Origin of the sequence: Planomicrobium sp. CPCC 101110, from assembly GCF_007859395.1 — a bacterium.
GTDB lineage: Bacteria > Bacillota > Bacilli > Bacillales_A > Planococcaceae > Planococcus.
In genome coordinates this window covers 329,456-348,747 of record NZ_VOHD01000006.1, presented here as the reverse complement: position 1 = coordinate 348,747, position 19,292 = coordinate 329,456, and the positions used below count along the sequence as shown (strand labels likewise).

Below are 19,292 nucleotides of genomic sequence, written 5' to 3'. Positions count from 1 at the left end.
CTAGTTTTAGGAAGTGATTTCTTTGCCGGATTGGACTTACCATACAGTGTTCAAACCCCTGCTTTCCAAATTGCCGGCGAAGGCAGGGAGAGAGTTTATCCATAAAGGCATGACTGTGATTGCATCAGTTGCAGGTGGAAGTAAACTGATTGAATCCCTTGGACATACCACCCCTTCTGCGCAGCTGGAAACTGACATTTTCGGATTGAAGATCTCTAATCCGGTCGGGTTGAGCGGGAAGATCGACCCCAGACTAACAGGCACCAAGGCGTTCGGACATTTAGGGTTCGGTTTTATTGAAATTGGTCCTATTGCCGAAAAGCCGGTGGACTCAGGTGCGCCGATATTCAACCAAACAAAGGAGAACCTCATTTTCCCTTATTGCTTGGAAACTCTCGGAATCGATAAAACGTTTGCTAAGCTGCAGAGGCTGAAATCTTCAGGGAAGCCGGTTTTTATCCGGGTCCGAAAGGCTGGCTCTTTTGATGAAAAGCGGTCGGCTCTGCAAACGCTCTCCGGCTACGGAGATGCATTGATCCTTGAAGATCGCTTCAGCGTCGATGAATGGAAGTTATTGAAGAAATCGGTGATAGAAAAGCCTTTGTTATTTGCCTGTCCTTCCGATGAATTGGACGTCGGTTATATTGAAAAGCTGACGTATGAGAGGGTTGTGGAAGGTGTCCTTATCGATGAGCCCGGAACAGATAACGGCATGGGATTGGTGTATCCATTGGCACAGGCAGACAGGTTATCGGAGAAGGTTTTGGAAATCAGAAAGCGGAGCAATATTCCGATTGTCGTGTCTGGTGGCATAGCTGAACCAAAAGATGCCTTAGCTTTATTTCAGGCAGGAGCGGATTTGGTGATGCTGACAGCCGGTTATGTTTTTACCGGCCCCGGCTTGCCCAAACGAATCAATGAACTCTTATTGGACAGAAAAACTCAGCCAGCCTCTGTATATAGCGGCTGGATTTGGCATTGGATGTTCGGTTTTCTGATGCTGATGGGTGGAATGATTGCGCTGCTGGTGAGTATGACCATCGTCATCATGCCGTATGACGAATCGTTCCTAAAGCTTACGCGGGAAGAAATACTTGCGATCCACCCGAATATCTACCGGTTCATGCAGCATGACCGGATGACGGTTGCCGGAACAATGATATCCGGGGGAATCCTTTATATGCAATTGGCCCGCTACGGGGTCCGGCGAGGGCTGCAATGGGTGAAAAAAGCGATTCATATTGCCGGCACTTTAGGATTTCTTGGCATTCTTTTGTTTCTTGGATTCGGTTATTTCGATTGGCTTCACGGGATTCTTTGGCTCATGCTGCTGCCTTTTTTCTGGAAAGGCTATTTGGCCACGAAAAATCATACGGAACATTCGACTTCCCGAAACAGGACCAATCATATGGCATGGAAAAGAAGCCTATGGGGGCAACTGGCTTTTATCTCGTTGGGTTTTGCACTTGCCGCCGCTGGCCTTGTTATTTCTGTTATAGGTGTTAACGGCGTGTTCGTTCAAACGGACATCAGGTATCTTTGCATGAGTCCCGAACAATTAGCCGGCATAAATGAGCGGCTCATCCCTGTCATAGCCCACGACCGTGCAGGTTTGGGAAGTGCCTTGATCAGTGTGGGCTTACTCGTACTGATGCTTGCACTATGGGGTTTTCAAGAGGGCCAAAAATGGGTTTGGTATACCTTCCTGTTCGGCGGAATTCCGGCGTTCAGTGCCGCAATCATCATTCATTATGTGATTGGCTATACGACATTTATTCATATATTGCCTGCTTACATTGCATTAGGGCTGTTCTCTCTCGGCTTGATTTTTTCCAAAGAATATTTTTTCAAGCAGACGTAAAATCCCTTCATGAATATTCCGCCCTTCAGCTGTCGAGCGCTGGAAGGGCTTTTTTCCGGCAAAAGTGAAAAGGCGGCGCTAAGGAATTTAGTGGAATTTAGAATTATGAACAGTTCGCAATAAGAATTCATCCCGAAAAGTTCATTTTTAACTTTAGCCGGCCATTTTTAGTGCTGCTTTGTATAGCCGGTTAAAACTCTGCCATACGGGAGCCTTTGATTACTTACAAGTGCCTTGTTCCAGAACACGGTGTTTTAATTCCTTATGCTTTTCTGCGAATGCCGCCAGATTCTGAGTGCGCGTATCTTTTTCTCTCAGGGACCAAAAGTCCTCCGCACTTGAAACAACCTTACGAAGAAATTCCATTTCGCTCAGTGCTGCCTTGTTTTCAAGTGAAACAGGTGTACTGATTCTTCCGTCATAAAAGGCATTTGGCCTCTTTGAATGGAATAAAATAAGACTCTTTGTTTTCGACTGTGCTTTTTTCAAGGACCATTCCACTCCATTCATCGACAACTGGGTGGCTCCATACCCGCCATTTTGCAAGTATTCGAGAACCATGGTTACAAGCCCGGTCCATAACAAATCCAAATCATCCCAATCAGAAAAAGTGGTTAATTCGTGCTGATCGACTTTGATAATAATGGCTCCGTTCAAATAACGGTCTAAATTTCGGGAAGAGATGGAACGGATGACATCTAATGCTTCCCCCGATGTTGCGGAAACAAAGAAAGCATCTGCAGAATCCTTGTTTTTCTTGTAAGTCCGCAAATCTTTTCGTCCAATATACGTCTTTATTTCTATCATATGTATCCTTGCCTCCTTACTATAGAATTTGGCAACTTCAATAAAGGTCTATAAATACAATAACAGTAAATTATAAGGCGGTGTAGAAATGGAAATATCATTTAATGATTTTCTAGTTGGAGACGGTTATTCATATATCTTTAAATCAGGTAAGAGAGGGAAGGTTAATTTTTATTTTTTTATTGATCCAGAAGAAGAGGATTTAGATAAGAGTTATAGCCAATTTTTAAAAGAATTCTTGAAAAGATTAGATAGGTATCCGATTTATTTGCATGGAATTAGCAGTTTAAAAGATATCAATATAGCAGATGGAGCAAAAATATCGAAAGTGATGCCTAGAAATTATCATTATCTAGTAGAAATAACTAATCTTGAAGAGCTGCTCAGTTATTTTCCTAAGGCCTATTTGGACGCATATAACAATGCAAGTATTTTTTTTTCTACCGAGCAAACGATAGAAATGGATCTTGCAAGTGACATTGGTTTAGCGAGATTTATTTTGGATTTTACAATATCAACATCCAAAGATAGGTATTATCTTTGGATTGGCCATGACGCAATAGGTTTCGATTTCGTTTCGAATTTTTCCCATTATCCGTACAATGAAGTTCCGATTACAAGAGAGGAGGACTGAAAAAAATGGATCGATATAGGGAGGGAACGATTTTCGTTTAAAGCAGTTATATGGAGTTTTCATTAAATTACAGCAGAAAAAAGGCCTGCTTTCTACCTTGGTGAAAAAACACCGATTTGAGGGTGAGTGGATTCAAAAATTAGGGTAAGATATAAAAAAATGAGCAGGCAGCATCCTGCGTCTTCGGATAAGCATGGGATTTGGAGGGATGAAAACATGGCAGAATCGAAACGGATCAGCAGAGAGGAACAAGCCGAATTGCCGCTGTTCAACAGGCATGAAGAAGCAAGAGATTTTTTTGAAGAAAAGTATGGAGAGAAGTTCGTATTTGAAGAGTCATTTGATACCGGTGATGGCGTTTGTTTCTTCTACCGGCTGATTACCGATGAAGAAGCCTATATAAAAGGGGCGGCGGATTTGAATTCCAATGGGTCAGTGGGAATGGAATTCATGAAAAGTTATCAGCCGATCCGGATTATGGAAGACGGCAGCGTACACATTGTCCATTAATGAAAAAGATAGCTTTAAGGGGGATCAGTGAATGTTAATCCATTTGCCGATAGCCCTTTTATGCAGATTGGAGTGCTTCTTCGAAGGATATTGATTTATTAACCAATCCTTGCAGAAAGGCTGCTGATTGGCTGTGATATAATTGGTATTACATTCATTAGATTGAATATTCGTATATTGACAGATTTGTCAGTGGGAGGGGTAGCATGAGCGGGAAAAGAGTGCTTCTCACTTTTAAAAGTGAGCTTGACAAATACTCGCCTGAGCAACTGCGATATATCCATGGAGAAACTATATGGTCCATTGGGCAGATGTATGATCATATTATTCTGGTTGCTCATGAGTATCTCGATAATCTCGAAATATGTGCTGGATCATACCAGGAACAACCTTTAGGGAAAACACTCTCTGGTGAACGATTGTTTGAAGACGGAGGGTTTCCGCCAGTTAAAATCAGGCTTCCAGATGAAATGAACTCCCCGCCCAACAATTCGGACAGCAAGGAAGAGTTGTTGGGCAGAATGGAAGGATTGATTGAAAGGCTGGAACATTTTGAAGTGAAGGTGGATCTAATCAACCCAAATTACAAAGTTGAACATGGAGGGTTCGGATGGCTCAATGCGAAGGAATGGCTTGAACTAGTTGAAATGCATTCCCGCCATCACTTGCGCCAGAAAAAGGAGCTGGAAAGTTATATCTGAAAACAGGTTCTTGGAAAGTGCAAAATTATCGCACAGTATTCTGCGTATTCTGGGATGTGCAACTTTTTCATTACTGCTTTTCGGATGCCAGCAAATTGAAAACACTCCTGAAAAAGGTATTGGAAATGAGGACACAGCAGACGTGGTGAATTCACATGGCGATCTGAAAAATTTAAGGGAGCTTAGGGAATTTGCTGAAAAAGTCAAAGATAAGGAAACGGATGCGATTGACTATGTGGAATTTGGAGAAGAGGGGCAAAGAGGATTGAAGACGTTAACCACGACGGACGGCATGGTTGAAATCTCGCATTTTGCCGATGACAGATTCATAGAGGAATTTCGTTGTGAAGATCTTATCGTTGAAACAGAAGGGAAAACAGAACGGTATACGCTTATAGCCTGCGCAGGTGATTTTAATGGGGATCTTGAATTGCTGTCAGTTCCCAAGTGAAAACAATCATAGGACTCCACTCCAATTGAACTCAAAATACAATTAAAAAAGACGGGTAAATGCTCTGTTTTAGAGCATCTACTCGTCTTTCTGCAGATAAAATGGATTTTTTATGAGAAATTTAATTTCCGAAATTATCTATCCATCTTTTCAGTATTCCGGGTATATTGGAAGGAAGAATTATAAAATTCATTTTCTGAATAAATTTCCGAACCAGGCGGCATTGAGAAAAGGAGGGAAGCAGGGTGGATGAATTCATACAAACTCAAACAAATCGATTGCAGGCCATAAACGTCGGCTATGAAGTAGTGCCTAACAGCAATAACGAAATGGAGCAGCGGTGGGAAGAAGCTTTTGCCATAGGTATAAGCAAATCCCAAAAGCGGAAGTTGGCGTTCAAGCAGTGCATGTGGAATGTCTTCAGTTGGGGGAAAATCAAATGTTTGAAAGAGCACCAGGCAAAAGGTGCATTCGACCTGCAGAAAAAAGCGGGTTGCTATCTTATTTGCACATCCAGTGAAGAGGCTATTTTCATTTCCAAGGCAAGCCGATTAAAAGCGAAAGACATCACTCATATAGGCAGTGATCTTTATATCGTCGATGACCGGTTCACTTGGACCTATGTTTTGACTCATGAAGAAGATTGCGGTCCGTATTTCTATAAGCCTTAGCATTTAAGATGCCACTACACGGGAGGAACAGAATGTTTTTAAAGGAAGAAACAATTTTTACAACCGATCAGTTCGCCATTATTGATGCGGATTGCATTAAAGGCAATGTCATCGTTCTGTTGAAAGGAAAGGGTGAAAATATTATCCAGTTGAACGGCAAACCGGTTCTTACTGGTCCTGCTGGACATTCTAAAATTCGTTTCACTAAAGATCACTTTTGCCTGCTGAATGATTCGACTTTATCTTTTTATACCCAAAAAGGCGAATGGGTTTCCAATTATTACATCGGCAACGATATCTTTGAATTATTCCCCTATAGACAAGGAGTCCTCTGTGTTTATGGCGATGAAGGCGTGTTTGGGAAGGGCATTGAAAAAAACAGATTAAGCTATGTTTCGCTAACTCAAGGGGTGGAGTCCTATTACGGCATTGCTGCCCAACATAACCTTTTATATGAAGCTCTTTTTGCTCGCTATAAGCCTTATGCATGCCTCCATTGGGGGACAGATGAGCTGATTCTGCTAAACGAACAGCTTGAAAAGGAAAAATCGCTAAAAGTTCCTTTTGGTATAGGCAATGTCATCTCCTTCGCCTTATCCTATGAATACGGAGTGTTTATAGAAGAGGACAGACTGTGGCTTTGGGAATTCGGCACAACAGGAAAGGTATCGGAATATCATGGATCGTACCCGTATAACACAAGGGCAATTTTTCATCGCCATGAGTATTTGTTTCTTAGCGCCTCTCATCAAGAAGTGCGGGCTTTTAAGCCAGTAATCAGCAAGTATCTGCAGCATGTTTCCGATTGAATTTGTTGATGATTGTTGTTTGAAAAAAAGGGGGATATAACTTTTTCGAAGAAAGCGGCTTTCGAAAATTTCATTCTAATTATTCTTGAATAGTGATGCGAGAAAGTGGTTTTTCCGGAGACATCGCTGTATCCATTAGATTGAATCGTGAAGTTACAGAATCCAAAGTTCGCGTAAATATAAGCTTCTGCGAATCCGTAAAGGTTTTTATTTTTTCTGATTAATGATAATATAGCAACAAAATACCAAAGGAGGTCCATCATTTGTCATTGCCTTATTTGAAAGAAGCTATACAAAATAATGATTCGGAAAAGTTGATTCGGTACGTGCGGTTGCATTTTGGAGATGGCAATGAAGAAGCAGGCCGAAAGGAAATTGATAAGTCCTGGATCGAAGCGCTCAAATTATTGGTGGATTCACCGCCGACGGACCGTGAATTCATTTTGAACACACTTGAAACCAAAGATCCTGAAACCTTGGCCCACCTGTATTTTCATCTTCACTTTCATCTCATAAAAGAATCGGGGGAATGGATCCATGACGGAAATCTTTAAACAAAAACAACTGCGTCCAGAAATATGGTCTACTGTGAATGAACGGTATCCTGGCTCCATGATTACAAAGGAAGACTATGTGCCTCTTTCGCATCTGACCAAGCCTTTATCAGAGTCGAAATTGACATTTGTCAGTACGTCAGGGGTACAGCCGGTCGGTACGATGCCTTTTGATACCGTCCATCCAATTGGGGATTACACATATCGGAAAATCCCCTCCCATTTGAAGCCGCCCGAATTGGAGATTCATCAGCTGAAGTATCCGACAATCGGTGCCAATCAGGACATTAATGTGATTTTTCCCATTGAAAGACTGCAGGAACTGGCCGAAGAAGGAATAATCGGCAGCCTTACGGAAAACCTCTTTTCTTTTATCGGGTATAATATGGATCCGGATAAACTTGAACACCAGTTGGCAGAAGACATCGCTGATGCGGTGGTAAAAGACCATGCAGATATTGCTTTGCTCAGCCCTGCATGACCGATCTGCCATCAGTCTGTCGCGCTCGTGCAGCGCGCTTTAGAACGAAAAGGAATCCCCACTGTTTCTTTGTCTGTCGCGCTTGATGTAACAGAACATATCAAGCCGCCGAGAACCGTGTTTCTGCCATTCATGATGGGACATCACTTTGGTGTGCCATACCATAAGGAGCTGCAGCGCAATATCATCCTTGAAGCCCTCGCCCATCTCGTGGAGGCAAAAGAAAGCGGGGAAGTAAGATTTCCTCCTTTCACTTGGGCCAAAGCAAGAAAAGAAGGGATCGAAATAAAACGGTCACTTGGCATAAAGTAGGAACAGATTCATAAGTTGTCTATTTATCCTTGGCCTATTGGACAAATAAAGAAAGCGGATTGCTCTATTAACAATCCGCTTTCTTTATTTTTTACCAGTAAATTTTGAACCGCTTTTGAAAGAGCGGAAGAAAAAAAGCAGGTTTCCGCAGGAGCAACCAGCAATGTTATTGGAGATGGGGCAGCTGATTTTCTTTGTAAATTCTATGGAATCAACAATAAATCCAAGTCAGTCACATGATTCTGCATCATTAATATAGGTCCAATCACTTGAAGTATTCTGTATCTAGGTTAGACTTTTGGTAGGGGAGTGAGGAATAATGGAAGTTAAAATGCCGGACGAAGCATTAACAGCAATCATTGAACGTGAAAAACTATATAGCTTGCTTATTGAACAGTCTAGCGAAATAATCATCATTCACCAAAATCATCAGGTACTTTATATCAACGATTCGGGTTCGAAAGCGTTAAGAGGGACCAAAGAAGAAATTGTCGGCGCCAGTGTACTCGATATCATAAAAGAAGAGTATAAAGAAGCGATCGTTCAACGGATCCAAAGGGTTATGGCCACTAACCAACCGGCTCAGCTGATTGAACAAACCATGAGAAGGCTTGATGGGACTCCAATCGATGTCGAGGTGAACTGCAGCCCGATCACCTATCGAAACCAGCGAGCCATTCAATCAGTCTTGCGCGACATAACATCGCGGAAAGAAGCGGAAAGAAAACAGCAAGAACTTATGAAAGAAATCAATTCAATCTCAGCTCCTATCGTCCCGGTTTCCGAAGGCGTTTCGATTCTTCCGTTGGTAGGTTCCATTGACGCCAGAAGAGCCAAGCAATTGGCAGAAGACATCCCAGGGAAAATCCAGGATTTCAATGTGGAATACCTTATCATCGATTTTTCAGGGACTTATAACATAGATAATTTCGTTGCCGAATACCTTTTCCAGATCAGCAAAACCATAAGCTTATTAGGTATAAAGCCGATCTTGACCGGATTAAGGCCGGAACTTGCCCGGAAAGTGGTGGATATTGGAGTGGATTTATCCGCTTTGCACACGATGGCTACTGTACAACAGGCTGTGAATCACTTATCACGCATAAGCAAGTAATCCTCTATGAATTACATAAAGCCATTTTTTATGCATCAATCGAATGGGCAGTCAACTGAATAGGAATATCATACTTTATCAAAAGAGGAGAAACTTACAATCAAGTTTCTCCTCTTTCTTTTTTTACATATTCATCTCAACTTCATGAACAGTTATTTGGCATAGATGTTATAAAAATACTTAACCGGGTACGGTTAATTAAAGGAATTAAGAAGGATTGGCATGAATGGACATTTATGAGACACTTTACTCGGTGCGCTCAAAACCTGGCTTTCAGTCGATTGTTAAGAATAGGATCTGCAGGACTGGAGCCTAGGGGTGTATCGAACCAATAGCTGCGGCTTGAAAGGACAGGCGTGAATTGAAAAAACCCTTGATTATCATATCATTTATCATCGGCCTTTATATGGTCATACCGACACTGCTCGTTAAAGTGTTTTCAATCGGAGTTACTAAAAAAGGCGGAATATCGAATGCGGTCGCATTAACGTTTGACGATGGTCCAAATCCTCTTTTTACACCTCAGTTACTGGATCTGCTTGGGGAACACCAGATTAAAGCCACGTTTTTTGTTGTAGGTGCTAAAGCGGAAAAATACCCGGAAATCCTTAAACGCATAAATGAGGAAGGGCACGAAATAGGAGTCCATCACTATAAGCACATCAGCAATTGGCTGCTGGGCCCGGTTGCCTATCAGCGGAACTTATCTGAAAGCATAAATGCCATCCATAACATAACCGGCAAGAAGCCGCTCTATTATCGTCCGCCATGGGGACATTTCAATATCTTCTCATTGTTTTTCAGACGAAATTTAAAAATCATCATGTGGTCCCATATTTCCCAAGACTGGAAAGTCCATAAAGGCGAAATGGAACTGTATGACAAATTAAAACAAGTGGACGCTGCAGGTGATATCATCCTGCTCCACGATTGCGGCGAGACGTTCGGAGCCGACCGTGAAGCGCCTGCTTTTATGCTAAGTGCACTGGAACGTTTTATAATTGAAAGAAAAGCAAAAGGCGTTCAGTTTATGACTGTCACGTCTTTGATCGAACCGAAGAATACTTAAGGAAGAGGAGATTGTCCAGTGGTACGAAAAGTGCTTATCCTGCCCATTTTCCAGATGCCATCCGGCCATCATCAGGTTGCGGACACCGTTGCTGATTTTATCTTGGAGGAATTCAGTGATGTGAGCTGCCGAAAACAAGATTTCCTCACCTATTGCGGACCTGGCCTGGAGACATTTATATCAAAGAGTTATATCAAATGGATAAAATACTTTCCTGCTTCTTATCATTATTTCTATAACCAAAGTATGGATAGTTCATCATCGGCGAAAGTCGAAAATACATTTTTCAAGCCAATAGGCGATTATTTTGAAAGAAAGATGTTGGACATGATAGCGGCAGAAAATCCCGATATTATTGTTTGCACACACTCTTTTCCATCAAATGTATTGAACCGTTTGAAAATGAAAGGCCTTCTGCAAACGCCGGTCATTAACATTTATACAGACTTTTTCATCAGCAATTTATGGGGGAAGAGCGATATCGACTATCATTTTGTGCCAAACGAGGAATCCAAAGAATTTTTGGCCAAAAGGTGCAATGTGCCGGAAAACAAAGTGATTACAACCGGCATTCCAATTCATAAAGCAATTTCAGGTAAATCCCCTTCCCAAAAGGAAACGAGAAAACGCCTGCTCCTGGCAGGCGGGAATATCGGGCTGGGCAACATGGAAGGTTTCATCTCGAAGATTCATAATGAAATGGAGCTTACTGTTCTCTGCGGAAAAAATGAAAAACTGTTCAAAATGCTGAAAAGCAAAAATTACAGCAATGTCAAAGTCTATTCCTACATTTCATCACGTGAGAAGATGAACGAGATATATGACGAGGTTGATGCAGTTATTACGAAACCTGGCGGAATTACTGTAAGCGAAGCATTGGCGAAAGGCCTTCCGATCTTTACGGTTCATGCATTGCCGGGACAGGAAAGAGAAAATCTGGAATACCTGAAAAAAAAGGGGATCATCCACCAATTAAGTGAAGAAGAGCTTGCCGGAGGGAAAATACTGCAGATTCTGGAAAATGAAATCACGAAAACAAAGCTTGAAAAGCAGGCTATGCGTTACTTAAGCGAAATAGAAATGCCGCCGGAAGAGGCGCTGAGATATATTTTGAATTCAAGCTGGAAAGAGACGCATCAAGCAGTTAAAGGAAATTCTCTTCGATGAAAATGGTCTGGCATAGAAAGAAGTTCCTTTCGAATTGAAGGAACTTCTTTTTGTTTTTGTTGCTGAGGATCATTAACTTCATAAGAGCTTTTAGAAGAAGTCGACTTGGTGACCATGCAAATTCAAACGAATAAAAGGATATACAGAAAGAAAACGTTCAGCTATCCTGAAAGGAATAGAAAGTGTATTTTAATGGAAGTCGCCATTCACATCAAATTCATAAACTTGCATCAAGCAATTTCGGGAAGGAGCTCTGTATATGCAGAAGCTGCATGAAACGTTCATCCACTCAACCCTCACTGAAAGATTTACTTTAAGTGAAGTAAAGGAATATCTAATAAACATTTATAAAGCGAAGCTAGTCAGTAAAGAAACATTCGAAGAGTTGAAGGATGATGTTGCTGTAAATTTCAATAATATCGTTTTTTGTTTTTCGATTACAGATGAAGAAGTAAGAAACACTTTGCTGACAGATACGGAGAAGTTGGAAGAACAGGAGATAAAACAACTGATATCAAAACAATCTTTCTTGTCTGAAAAGGATAAAAGAACCGCCTTGCATCAAGCAGAAGGAATTCATATCATCCTAGAGTCAAGCGATGGAAAGTTTGTTGACAATTTCACTTTGCAAGGCGGTTCAGAAAAATTGCTTGATGAACTGATCTTTCTGAGAGGAATTGATTCTAATGGCTATGTTCTAGGAAACGAAGAATATGAAATGTATTTAGAAGCACTTCAGAAGAAAGGACTCCTTTAACCTTGTTATTCAAAATAAATCAGTCTGAAAGAATTGGGATTATCCCCTTGTTTGAAATGAAAAAATAGAAACAAGGGGCAAAGAATGATGGAGTAACAAAAAGTGGGAGTAAAGGGCTGCATCATCTAAAATTTATCCATGCTCTGAATTGGTTTATAATTTTATAAGGACAGCTAATACATATGATAAGAAATAATAGCCAAATAAAAAGAACAGGAGATGCATAGTTTGCACCTCCTGTTCTTTTGTTGGGAAACCAGCTTTAGGTCCATTATATTCTGGGATTTACATTCAAGTGCTTCCGAATTGCCATAGATTGTTATAATAAAATCTTTTTTGCATGAAAATCAGATTATACACCTCTAACCTTTCAGTAAACAAAAGGTCATAAGTATAAATTATCAAAACTCATAAATTCATTCTAATTTTCTTATAATAATGGAAGAAGTACAATAAACTGAAAGAAGGTTTTCACAGGTTTGATACAAAGCGGAATCGTGCAAGGCACGATGCAGAAAGACAGGTGGAAAGAATGGATTATCTTTTACTGTTTTTTATCGGAGTGGTTGCTACTACAATCGGCACTTTAGCGGGAGGGGGAGGACTCATTAGCCTGCCTGCCATGCTGTTTCTTGGCATGCCGATCCATTCAGCTATCGGCGCGAACAAAGTGTCCAATGCCGTCAGTTCCTTCTCCAGTTTTTTCACACTGTATAGGCGAAAACAGCTGACGCTGAAAGAAAGTTCCTGGATCGTTCCATTCAGCCTAGGAGGAGGGATTACTGGCGGATTGATCGCGTCGCAGCTGTCACCGGAAAAGCTCTATATCATTGCCGTCATCCTCTTGGCTTTCGCTTTCGTCACATCGTTCATCAGCAAAGGCAAACCCGCCGGAGCGGAACCGTTAAAACTGACACCGATTAGCGGGACTGGTTTGTTTGGCATCGGAATTTACGATGGCTTGTTCGGGCCAGGGCAAGGAACATTGATGTTATATCTGTTCAGCTACTTGAAAGTGGCTTACGTTAAATCTGTCGGTTTAGTGAGGTTTGCGACTTTTTCAAGCTGCTTTGGAGCGGCTGTCAGTTATATTTTATCAGGTGCGGTTATCTGGCCAATGACATTGGCGCTGATGGCGGGATCAATCACTGGAGCACAGCTTGGAGTCCGGATTGCAGAAAAGCTGAACCCCGACTATGTCAAACCGATATTAAGGGTTGTCACCGCTCTGGTAATCGTCCAGCTGATTGCCGATAACGTTTTGTAGGCAGGTATGAACCTTCCTCAGGAATCTTGCCAAGATGGATGCGTAAGAAACCTTCTATGAAAACTAAAGAAATTTATCAGGAATGCAAGAAGGGCAGCGGATATTCAAAACCTGTGCTCTTTTTTTACAGAAAATACGAGGTTTACAAAAGCTTACTTCAAAGGAATTTCCTCAATGATAGAAGAAGGCGGCAATGATGTCGACAACCAAACCTCGTTGCCGGCAAACCTGAAAATTGCTCCCGCCTGCATCGCACTGTAGGTATCGATCTTCAAAAGAAGTGGGTTTTTTCTCCTTCTTGCTGCAAGAGTGGCGAAAGAGGGGCTTTCCGACAGATGAACTTGCTGCCGGCCCATAGGAAGGATTCCGGCTTTCTTTATCGCTTCCAGCGCTTCACGGTATGTTCCATGGTAAAGGAACGGCGGCACTTGTTTGGCTGAAGTTTCCTGTTGGACAGGGATGCTGTGGCCATACCGGGCTTTGATTTGGCTGCCTTTGATCAAGTAGCGCTGTTTAGGGCTGGCGGCAGCAATATGGCGGATATCCTCTTCCGTGATTTGCCGCCATTGAGGCTGAGCTTGTATAACTTTTGCCAGTTCTGAAATACCGCAATATCCGTAATCATCCAACTTCAATCCGAATTTTTCCGGAGAGTGCCGAAGGATTTTGGCCATGAAGGAGCTTAATCTTACATCATTATGTCTGCTCATTTTTTCACCTTGCTTTCGCTTTATATTGTTTTTCTTCCCCGTTTTATGGATTGAAAGCATTCCGCCCCATATACAGCAGCTAAAAACCGCCTAAAACCATTCCATAGAAACAATGTTTACTCCACAAGCGTGGACGGGTAAATTACCATTATGCGATTTTAAAGAGATTCATCACTAAAAGGAGGAATATGCAATGGCTAAAAAAGATAATACATTTATTGGAGTTTTTGATAACCAGGAAGAAGTGCTGCGCAAAGTGGAGGAATTGAAAGCACAGGGCCACAGCGAAAGCGATATGTATGTCGTCGGCCGTGACAACACCTCATTTTCAGCGGTCCATAACCAGACGGATGTTCATGTGGATGCGACAGAAGAAAAGAAAAATCAGGGATTCATCGGAAAAGTCATGTCTGCCCTTTCGGATGATTCTTCATTGGCGGCGTTCAACGGCATGGGGCTGGAACGTCATGAAGCGAAGGAATACCGGGAACAGGTCCAAAATGGCAAGCTTGTGCTTTATGCAGACAGCGACTACAGCGAAACTTATGAGCAATACGGCGCTGATTTTACAACGGACTACAGCAATTCATCCGGCATAGACCAGACTGCCCCTATTGAAACCACTGCTACGTTCTCTCCCAGCAGCTCTTCCGGTTCAGTGGCAGATACGGACAGCAAGGCTGATGCATCTTCATCAAATGCCAGCAGAGCATTTGAATCAGGGGCTGCAAAGGCCTCAAACAGTGGTACATCCGGTTCCTTGTCGGATGCTGACAGTGAATTCGGCAAATCGATATCGGCCGATGGAAGTTCATATGAAACAGGTTCCGGCACTACTGGTGCGGGCTTCAGCTCAGCTTCCGGCAGTACAAGCAAGTTGGATTCTGTTTCCGGTTCAGCGGAATCCGATCGCGATGCAACCGGCAGCCCATACGGTTCAGGAGCGGATGGGCGCAGCTCATTTGATGCTGCTTCTGGCACTGGCGGTATGAAAGGTTCAACTGCCGGAACCACGGGTGCAGAGTTCGATTTTGCATCTGGCGTAACTGAAGAAGAACACTTGCGCCTTCACGAAGAGCGTCTGAGTGTGGATAAAGAGCGCGTGCAAACTGGTGAAGTGAACGTTGGCAAGCATATAGTCGAGGAAAATCAATCGATAGAAGTGCCAGTTGAACGGGAGGAAGTATATGTGGAACGCCGTCCGGTAAACGAAGAAGCTGCCGGCACGGAAGCATTCGAGGAAAACGACACGATTCACGTACCGGTTTCTGAAGAGCGGGTTAACGTTTCAAAGAAGGAAGTCGTATCTGAAGAAATAATAGTCAGCAAACGGAAAGTCCAGGACACTGAAAGAGTGGACGAAACAGTCCGCCGTGAAGTGGCCGATATCGATGAAGAAACAACAAATGTTGATAATAAAAATGACAGCAAGCGGTTATAAAAACCTTAAAAGAAAGAAGGAAGCCACAGAGCTTCCTTCTTTTTTATTGGTATAAAATATTTTAAATGCATTGAGCGGGAGACAACTTCTAAGTTGGGACAAAAAAATCAAAGATTTGGCTTTTGAGGTGCAGGGAGTTCTTAGAAGATTTTCCTTTTTAAAACTTTCATCTGGATAAATATGTTAAAGTTAGAAAGGGGAGAAGCAGGGATTAACGCAGCCAGCTTTGAGGGGGAATTGCTGGCAACAGCCTCGTATTGGTTTGGGTAGGAGCAATCATCATTATAATCACCGGTAACACATATATCAATTTTGGAAATTCACTTGATTGAATAGTTAATGGGCATTTGGATAATTAGCTTGAAATTCGGAGCGGGGAAAAAACGGCTGGGCAGCCTTTTTGACGCCGTAATGTCCTGAATACAACCTTACCACATTATCGCTGGCCTGAAGATGGAAGGGGAACCGTCATGCATACAAAAAAAAGGCTGATTTTGCTAGTTTCTTATGGATTGCTGGCAACTGCTCTTGCAACTTTTTTAAAGCCGGATTCATATATTATGCTCCTGTGGCTGGTGCCTTTGCTTGCATTGTGCCATTACGCGATATTATACATATGGATTTTAAAAGAAAAGAAAGCGGCATAATAACTTAAACTTAAGGATATTGATATTCAAAGAGCAGTAAAACAGCAATATGACAGAAACAGCGGCTGCAAAAGCCGCTGTTTTTTTGGGCATGGCTTTGACAGTTGGACTTATGGAAGGCAAAGTTTCACCTTTTTGTTCACCTTTGCTCTTTACGCACGTTTTATAAGCAAGGAGGCCAACAAATGAATGATGCGATGATGGAGCAAAAGCTTTACGAATGCTTGCAGAAAGTTAAAGCATATTTGATGAAAATCGGAGCTTCTAAAGAAGACGCTGAAGATGTGGTTCAAGAAACTGCTTACAAGTTTATCCTCTACATCGATTCGATCAGCCATATAAACGTGGAAAGCTGGCTTTATCGTGTATCAGTCAATGGATATTATGATTTGTATCGCAAAGGGTCCAGAAGGCAAGCAATATTGAAAAAATTTAACTTTCACAAGCTGTTTGAAGATCATACACCTGAAAAAGCGGCACTGCAAAGCGAAGCGAGAAAAGATATGGAAAGCATCTTTGCAGAACTGAAGCCGAAACAGCAGCAAATACTCCTGATGAAATACAGTTCGGGGCTGGCTATCCGGGAGATTGCAGAAGTTTACGAGATGAAGGAGGATTCGGTAAAGACTACGTTATATCGGGCAAGACAAGACTTTATGAAAGAATATAGGAGGCAAAAACATGAGTGAAAAAGGCGGATTGTTCCAAGTGGATAATGATTTTTCACAATTGGTGAAAAAGGCTAGAAGAAAATCTCTTCTGCGAAATATCTTCGCTACCATTTGTGTAAGCATTCTCTTCTTTGGGGGGCTCATATGGGTCGGCACATACCAGATGTACAAAAAAGCAGAGGAAACACAGATCTACGATAATATGTGGCAATTTGTCAAAGGGGCGAACATAGAAAACAATGGATCAATTTTTACAAATACACCTTATTCGACTACCGTGACGACAGCCCGTTACAAGGAAATTGATGGGGTTCCAGTTCCATGGGGAGAGCATACGAAAGTCCATTCCATTTTAGGCACTTCCCATGAAAGTCTTACTTCTGCGATTTCAAGTTCCGGAAATATAGAAGAGGAACGAATTCCGCTGTATTTTCAAGGGGAAAGAGTAGTTGAATTTTATTCGCCGATTAAAAACTACTCATTCTTGCCTGATGATCGAGCTCTGCTGGATGAAATTGCAGATCATCAAGTAGTGGAAATGGCCTTCTCTTTTGATCAGAGTTACACGATTGATGAAGTGCGTAAACAATTCTCTGACCAATTAGCCTGGTATTGGGTGGATACGGCTTCTGGTGATGAACAGGGGAGTGCCGTGCAGCCGATTTCTGGAGAGGATGCATACGGCTTCATCTCCAGAATAGAAGAAGCAAATGAAGATTCCGCCAAAAGGTTTATCCAGCACATTGAATGGCTGCAAGGAGAAGGAGATTCCAAACAAGAAGCCCATCGCCTTTATGATGCCCTGACCGACGCTGGGAAGTCGGTGTTGACCCCGGATAATATGAAAATAGCAGGTGCAGTAGTGACTGGAACGCCTGAGGAGCTGAGAAAGTTCAACGATGCCCCTATGGTTCGTACTGCAGTCCTTGGCGCGACAGCCGATAAATATTAAAAAGAACACGAGAACACAGGATGCCCGGTTCTGGTGTTCTTTTTTATATGTTCGAGTATAGAAAACAAGTCTTAGGCATTTCAAGTTGACTTCAATCAGCAGGCATGATAAGTTAGATTCAATTAAAGATAACTAGAGTCTTTTATGTCTTTAAAATAAGTTTTGGAGGTTCTTATGAAATATTCAAACGCGACCAACTATGCCCTTCACACGATGGTGCACATTATGCGCTTGCCGGAGGGAAATACAATCGGGGTCCAAGAATTGGCTGAAAAACAGAAACTTTCTCCCACGTACCTGTCTAAAATATTGACCAAGCTCACCAAGGCAGGATTGATCGAATCAACGCCAGGGGTTAAAGGGGGCTATACACTATCAAGATTCCAAAAAGACGTTTCATTCCTCGATGTCATCAACGCGATTGAAGGAGATACAAATCTCTTTAATTGCTCATTGCACCACGAAGGCTGCCAGATTGAAAAAGTAATGAGGGATGCTGAAGAAAATATGAAAGAGGAACTGGCAAATCAGCTTCTGAGTGGACTTGTAGAAAGAATTGAAGAACAGCATTCAAAGCCGATCAGCAAAGAAGCCGACTAAATCAGAGAAATGGGGACGATGAAATGATAATTGATTGTGCAGTAATCGGAGGAGGTCCAGCTGGATTGAATGCCTCGCTGGTCCTCGGAAGATCAAGAAGGAAAACGGTTTTGTTCGATGACAACAAGCCAAGGAATGCCGTGACATCCGAGTCCCATGGTTTTATGACCAGGGATGGCATTGATCCTCAGGAGCTGAAACGGATCGCACAAGAAGAATTGAGGAAGTATCCAAGCGTAGCCATTGAAAAACAGCGGGTGGAAAGTGTCAACAAGGCAGATGGCCTGTTCCGGATCGAAGCGGAGGATGGATCTGTCTTTTTCGCCCAAAAAGTAATATTGGCAACTGGCTTCAAGGATAAATTGCCTGATGTCGAAAAGGTGGAGGAATACTATGGAAAAAGTCTTTTCAGCTGCCCGTTCTGTGATGGCTGGGAACTGCAGGACCGTCCGCTAGCGGTCATATCTGAAAATCCCAAAGCCATGCATTTGGCAAAAGTGGTTTCCAACTGGACCGACGATCTTATCGTATGCACCAATGGCAAACAAATCCTGTCCAATGCAGATAAAACTCTTCTGGAAAGCAAAGGCATCAAGGTCTATGAGCAAGCTATCCGTTCATTGGTCGGCGAAGACGGACAGTTGAAGAAAATTGAGTTCGAAGACGGATCGGCAGTTCCGCGCGAAGGTGGATTTATCACACCGGAGTGGGTACAAGCGACGACTATAGGTTCATCGTTAGGCTGTAGACTAAACGTTCAAGGCGGCATAGAAACGGATGCTATGGGACGGACAAGCATCGAGGGCGTCTTTGCAGCTGGGGATACACTGATTGCAGGAGCTTCCCAACTGGTCATCGCCGCTGCCGAGGGAAGCAAAGCTGCAATCGGCGTCAACGCAGCCTTAATAGAAGCAAAGTTCAAAACTCCGGTCAGCGCGTCCAACTGAAAAATAACGGGTCTAAGTTCAATTTGAATTTGGCCGGCTATTGGCCGCAGGATGAAATATGATAGCGTTTTTTTATGTTAATTAAAGATATTAAGTATCTATAAAGAATCCAATAGAAGAAATGTTTAAAAAATATTATTATTCATATAACTTCCCCCG

23 protein-coding genes are annotated in these 19,292 nt (G+C 42.4%); 21 read left to right on the top strand and 2 right to left on the bottom strand.

Annotation, left to right across the window (positions count from 1 at the left end):
* Positions 1-13: 13 nt before the first annotated feature.
* Positions 14-1,861 (top strand): beta/alpha barrel domain-containing protein, encoded by a 1,848-nt coding sequence (locus tag FQV30_RS09645; RefSeq protein WP_370512382.1) that lies wholly within the window; start codon positions 14-16, stop codon positions 1,859-1,861.
* Between the two features lie 219 nt (positions 1,862-2,080).
* On the opposite strand, the gene FQV30_RS09640 is transcribed toward FQV30_RS09645, so the two are convergent.
* Positions 2,081-2,668, bottom strand: a complete 588-nt coding sequence (locus FQV30_RS09640) for a hypothetical protein (protein ID WP_146499947.1) — start codon at positions 2,666-2,668, stop codon at positions 2,081-2,083.
* 88 nt (positions 2,669-2,756) lie between these two features.
* Here FQV30_RS09640 and FQV30_RS09635 point away from each other — a divergent pair, with 88 nt between their 5' ends.
* The 14 genes from FQV30_RS09635 to FQV30_RS09570 all read left to right on the top strand — a co-directional run bounded on the left by FQV30_RS09635 (position 2,757) and on the right by FQV30_RS09570 (position 13,165).
* Positions 2,757-3,302: a hypothetical protein gene (locus FQV30_RS09635; protein ID WP_146499946.1), complete on the top strand. Its 546-nt coding sequence runs from the start codon at positions 2,757-2,759 to the stop codon at positions 3,300-3,302.
* A gap of 216 nt (positions 3,303-3,518) precedes the next feature.
* Complete coding sequence (locus tag FQV30_RS09630) at positions 3,519-3,812, top strand: hypothetical protein (protein WP_146499945.1); 294 nt, start codon at positions 3,519-3,521, stop codon at positions 3,810-3,812.
* A gap of 206 nt (positions 3,813-4,018) precedes the next feature.
* Positions 4,019-4,513 (top strand): DinB family protein, encoded by a 495-nt coding sequence (locus FQV30_RS09625; RefSeq protein WP_146499944.1) that lies wholly within the window; start codon positions 4,019-4,021, stop codon positions 4,511-4,513.
* 10 nt (positions 4,514-4,523) lie between these two features.
* Positions 4,524-4,964 (top strand): DUF4362 domain-containing protein, encoded by a 441-nt coding sequence (locus tag FQV30_RS09620; protein WP_186725614.1) that lies wholly within the window; start codon positions 4,524-4,526, stop codon positions 4,962-4,964.
* Between the two features lie 245 nt (positions 4,965-5,209).
* A complete protein-coding gene (locus FQV30_RS09615; protein WP_146499942.1) occupies positions 5,210-5,635 on the top strand; it encodes a DUF4275 family protein in 426 nt (141 codons plus the stop codon).
* 32 nt (positions 5,636-5,667) lie between these two features.
* Entirely contained in the window at positions 5,668-6,444 is a 777-nt protein-coding gene (locus tag FQV30_RS09610; protein WP_146499941.1) for a hypothetical protein, read from the top strand.
* Between the two features lie 263 nt (positions 6,445-6,707).
* Positions 6,708-6,998, top strand: coding sequence for a hypothetical protein (locus FQV30_RS09605; RefSeq protein ID WP_146499940.1), 291 nt, complete (start codon positions 6,708-6,710; stop codon positions 6,996-6,998).
* Entirely contained in the window at positions 6,982-7,479 is a 498-nt protein-coding gene (locus FQV30_RS09600; RefSeq protein ID WP_146499939.1) for a glycine/sarcosine/betaine reductase selenoprotein B family protein, read from the top strand. The genes FQV30_RS09605 and FQV30_RS09600 overlap by 17 nt, the downstream gene beginning before the upstream one ends.
* A gap of 69 nt (positions 7,480-7,548) precedes the next feature.
* A complete protein-coding gene (locus FQV30_RS09595; protein ID WP_146499938.1) occupies positions 7,549-7,791 on the top strand; it encodes a hypothetical protein in 243 nt (80 codons plus the stop codon).
* Positions 7,792-8,110: 319 nt separating this feature from the next.
* Complete coding sequence (locus FQV30_RS09590; RefSeq protein WP_146499937.1) at positions 8,111-8,905, top strand: PAS domain S-box protein; 795 nt, start codon at positions 8,111-8,113, stop codon at positions 8,903-8,905.
* 361 nt (positions 8,906-9,266) lie between these two features.
* Complete coding sequence (locus FQV30_RS09585) at positions 9,267-9,974, top strand: polysaccharide deacetylase family protein (protein ID WP_255473387.1); 708 nt, start codon at positions 9,267-9,269, stop codon at positions 9,972-9,974.
* An 18-nt stretch (positions 9,975-9,992) separates the two neighbouring features.
* Positions 9,993-11,141 (top strand): MGDG synthase family glycosyltransferase, encoded by a 1,149-nt coding sequence (locus FQV30_RS09580; protein WP_146499936.1) that lies wholly within the window; start codon positions 9,993-9,995, stop codon positions 11,139-11,141.
* A gap of 259 nt (positions 11,142-11,400) precedes the next feature.
* Positions 11,401-11,898 carry a hypothetical protein gene (locus FQV30_RS09575; protein WP_146499935.1) on the top strand — a complete coding sequence of 166 codons (498 nt, stop codon included), beginning with the start codon at positions 11,401-11,403 and terminating at the stop codon, positions 11,896-11,898.
* A 532-nt stretch (positions 11,899-12,430) separates the two neighbouring features.
* Positions 12,431-13,165: a sulfite exporter TauE/SafE family protein gene (locus FQV30_RS09570; protein WP_146499934.1), complete on the top strand. Its 735-nt coding sequence runs from the start codon at positions 12,431-12,433 to the stop codon at positions 13,163-13,165.
* Between the two features lie 152 nt (positions 13,166-13,317).
* Here FQV30_RS09570 and FQV30_RS09565 read toward each other — a convergent pair whose 3' ends face one another.
* Positions 13,318-13,875 carry an RNA 2'-phosphotransferase gene (locus FQV30_RS09565; protein WP_146499933.1) on the bottom strand — a complete coding sequence of 186 codons (558 nt, stop codon included), beginning with the start codon at positions 13,873-13,875 and terminating at the stop codon, positions 13,318-13,320.
* A gap of 193 nt (positions 13,876-14,068) precedes the next feature.
* Here FQV30_RS09565 and FQV30_RS09560 point away from each other — a divergent pair, with 193 nt between their 5' ends.
* From FQV30_RS09560 to FQV30_RS09540, 6 genes are all read left to right on the top strand, one after another.
* A complete protein-coding gene (locus FQV30_RS09560) occupies positions 14,069-15,316 on the top strand; it encodes a YsnF/AvaK domain-containing protein (protein ID WP_146499932.1) in 1,248 nt (415 codons plus the stop codon).
* 470 nt (positions 15,317-15,786) lie between these two features.
* The gene (locus tag FQV30_RS17970) at positions 15,787-15,963 is read left to right on the top strand and encodes a hypothetical protein (RefSeq protein ID WP_186725613.1); all 177 of its coding nucleotides are present in this window, start codon (positions 15,787-15,789) and stop codon (positions 15,961-15,963) included.
* A gap of 185 nt (positions 15,964-16,148) precedes the next feature.
* Positions 16,149-16,652, top strand: a complete 504-nt coding sequence (locus FQV30_RS09555) for an RNA polymerase sigma factor (RefSeq protein ID WP_146499931.1) — start codon at positions 16,149-16,151, stop codon at positions 16,650-16,652.
* Entirely contained in the window at positions 16,645-17,586 is a 942-nt protein-coding gene (locus tag FQV30_RS09550) for an anti sigma factor C-terminal domain-containing protein (RefSeq protein ID WP_146499930.1), read from the top strand. Before FQV30_RS09555 ends, FQV30_RS09550 begins: the two co-directional genes overlap by 8 nt.
* A 174-nt stretch (positions 17,587-17,760) precedes the next feature.
* Positions 17,761-18,186 (top strand): RrF2 family transcriptional regulator, encoded by a 426-nt coding sequence (locus FQV30_RS09545; RefSeq protein ID WP_146499929.1) that lies wholly within the window; start codon positions 17,761-17,763, stop codon positions 18,184-18,186.
* A gap of 23 nt (positions 18,187-18,209) precedes the next feature.
* On the top strand, positions 18,210-19,133 hold the full coding sequence (locus tag FQV30_RS09540) for an NAD(P)/FAD-dependent oxidoreductase (RefSeq protein WP_146499928.1): 924 nt from the start codon (positions 18,210-18,212) through the stop codon (positions 19,131-19,133).
* Positions 19,134-19,292: the final 159 nt, after the last annotated feature.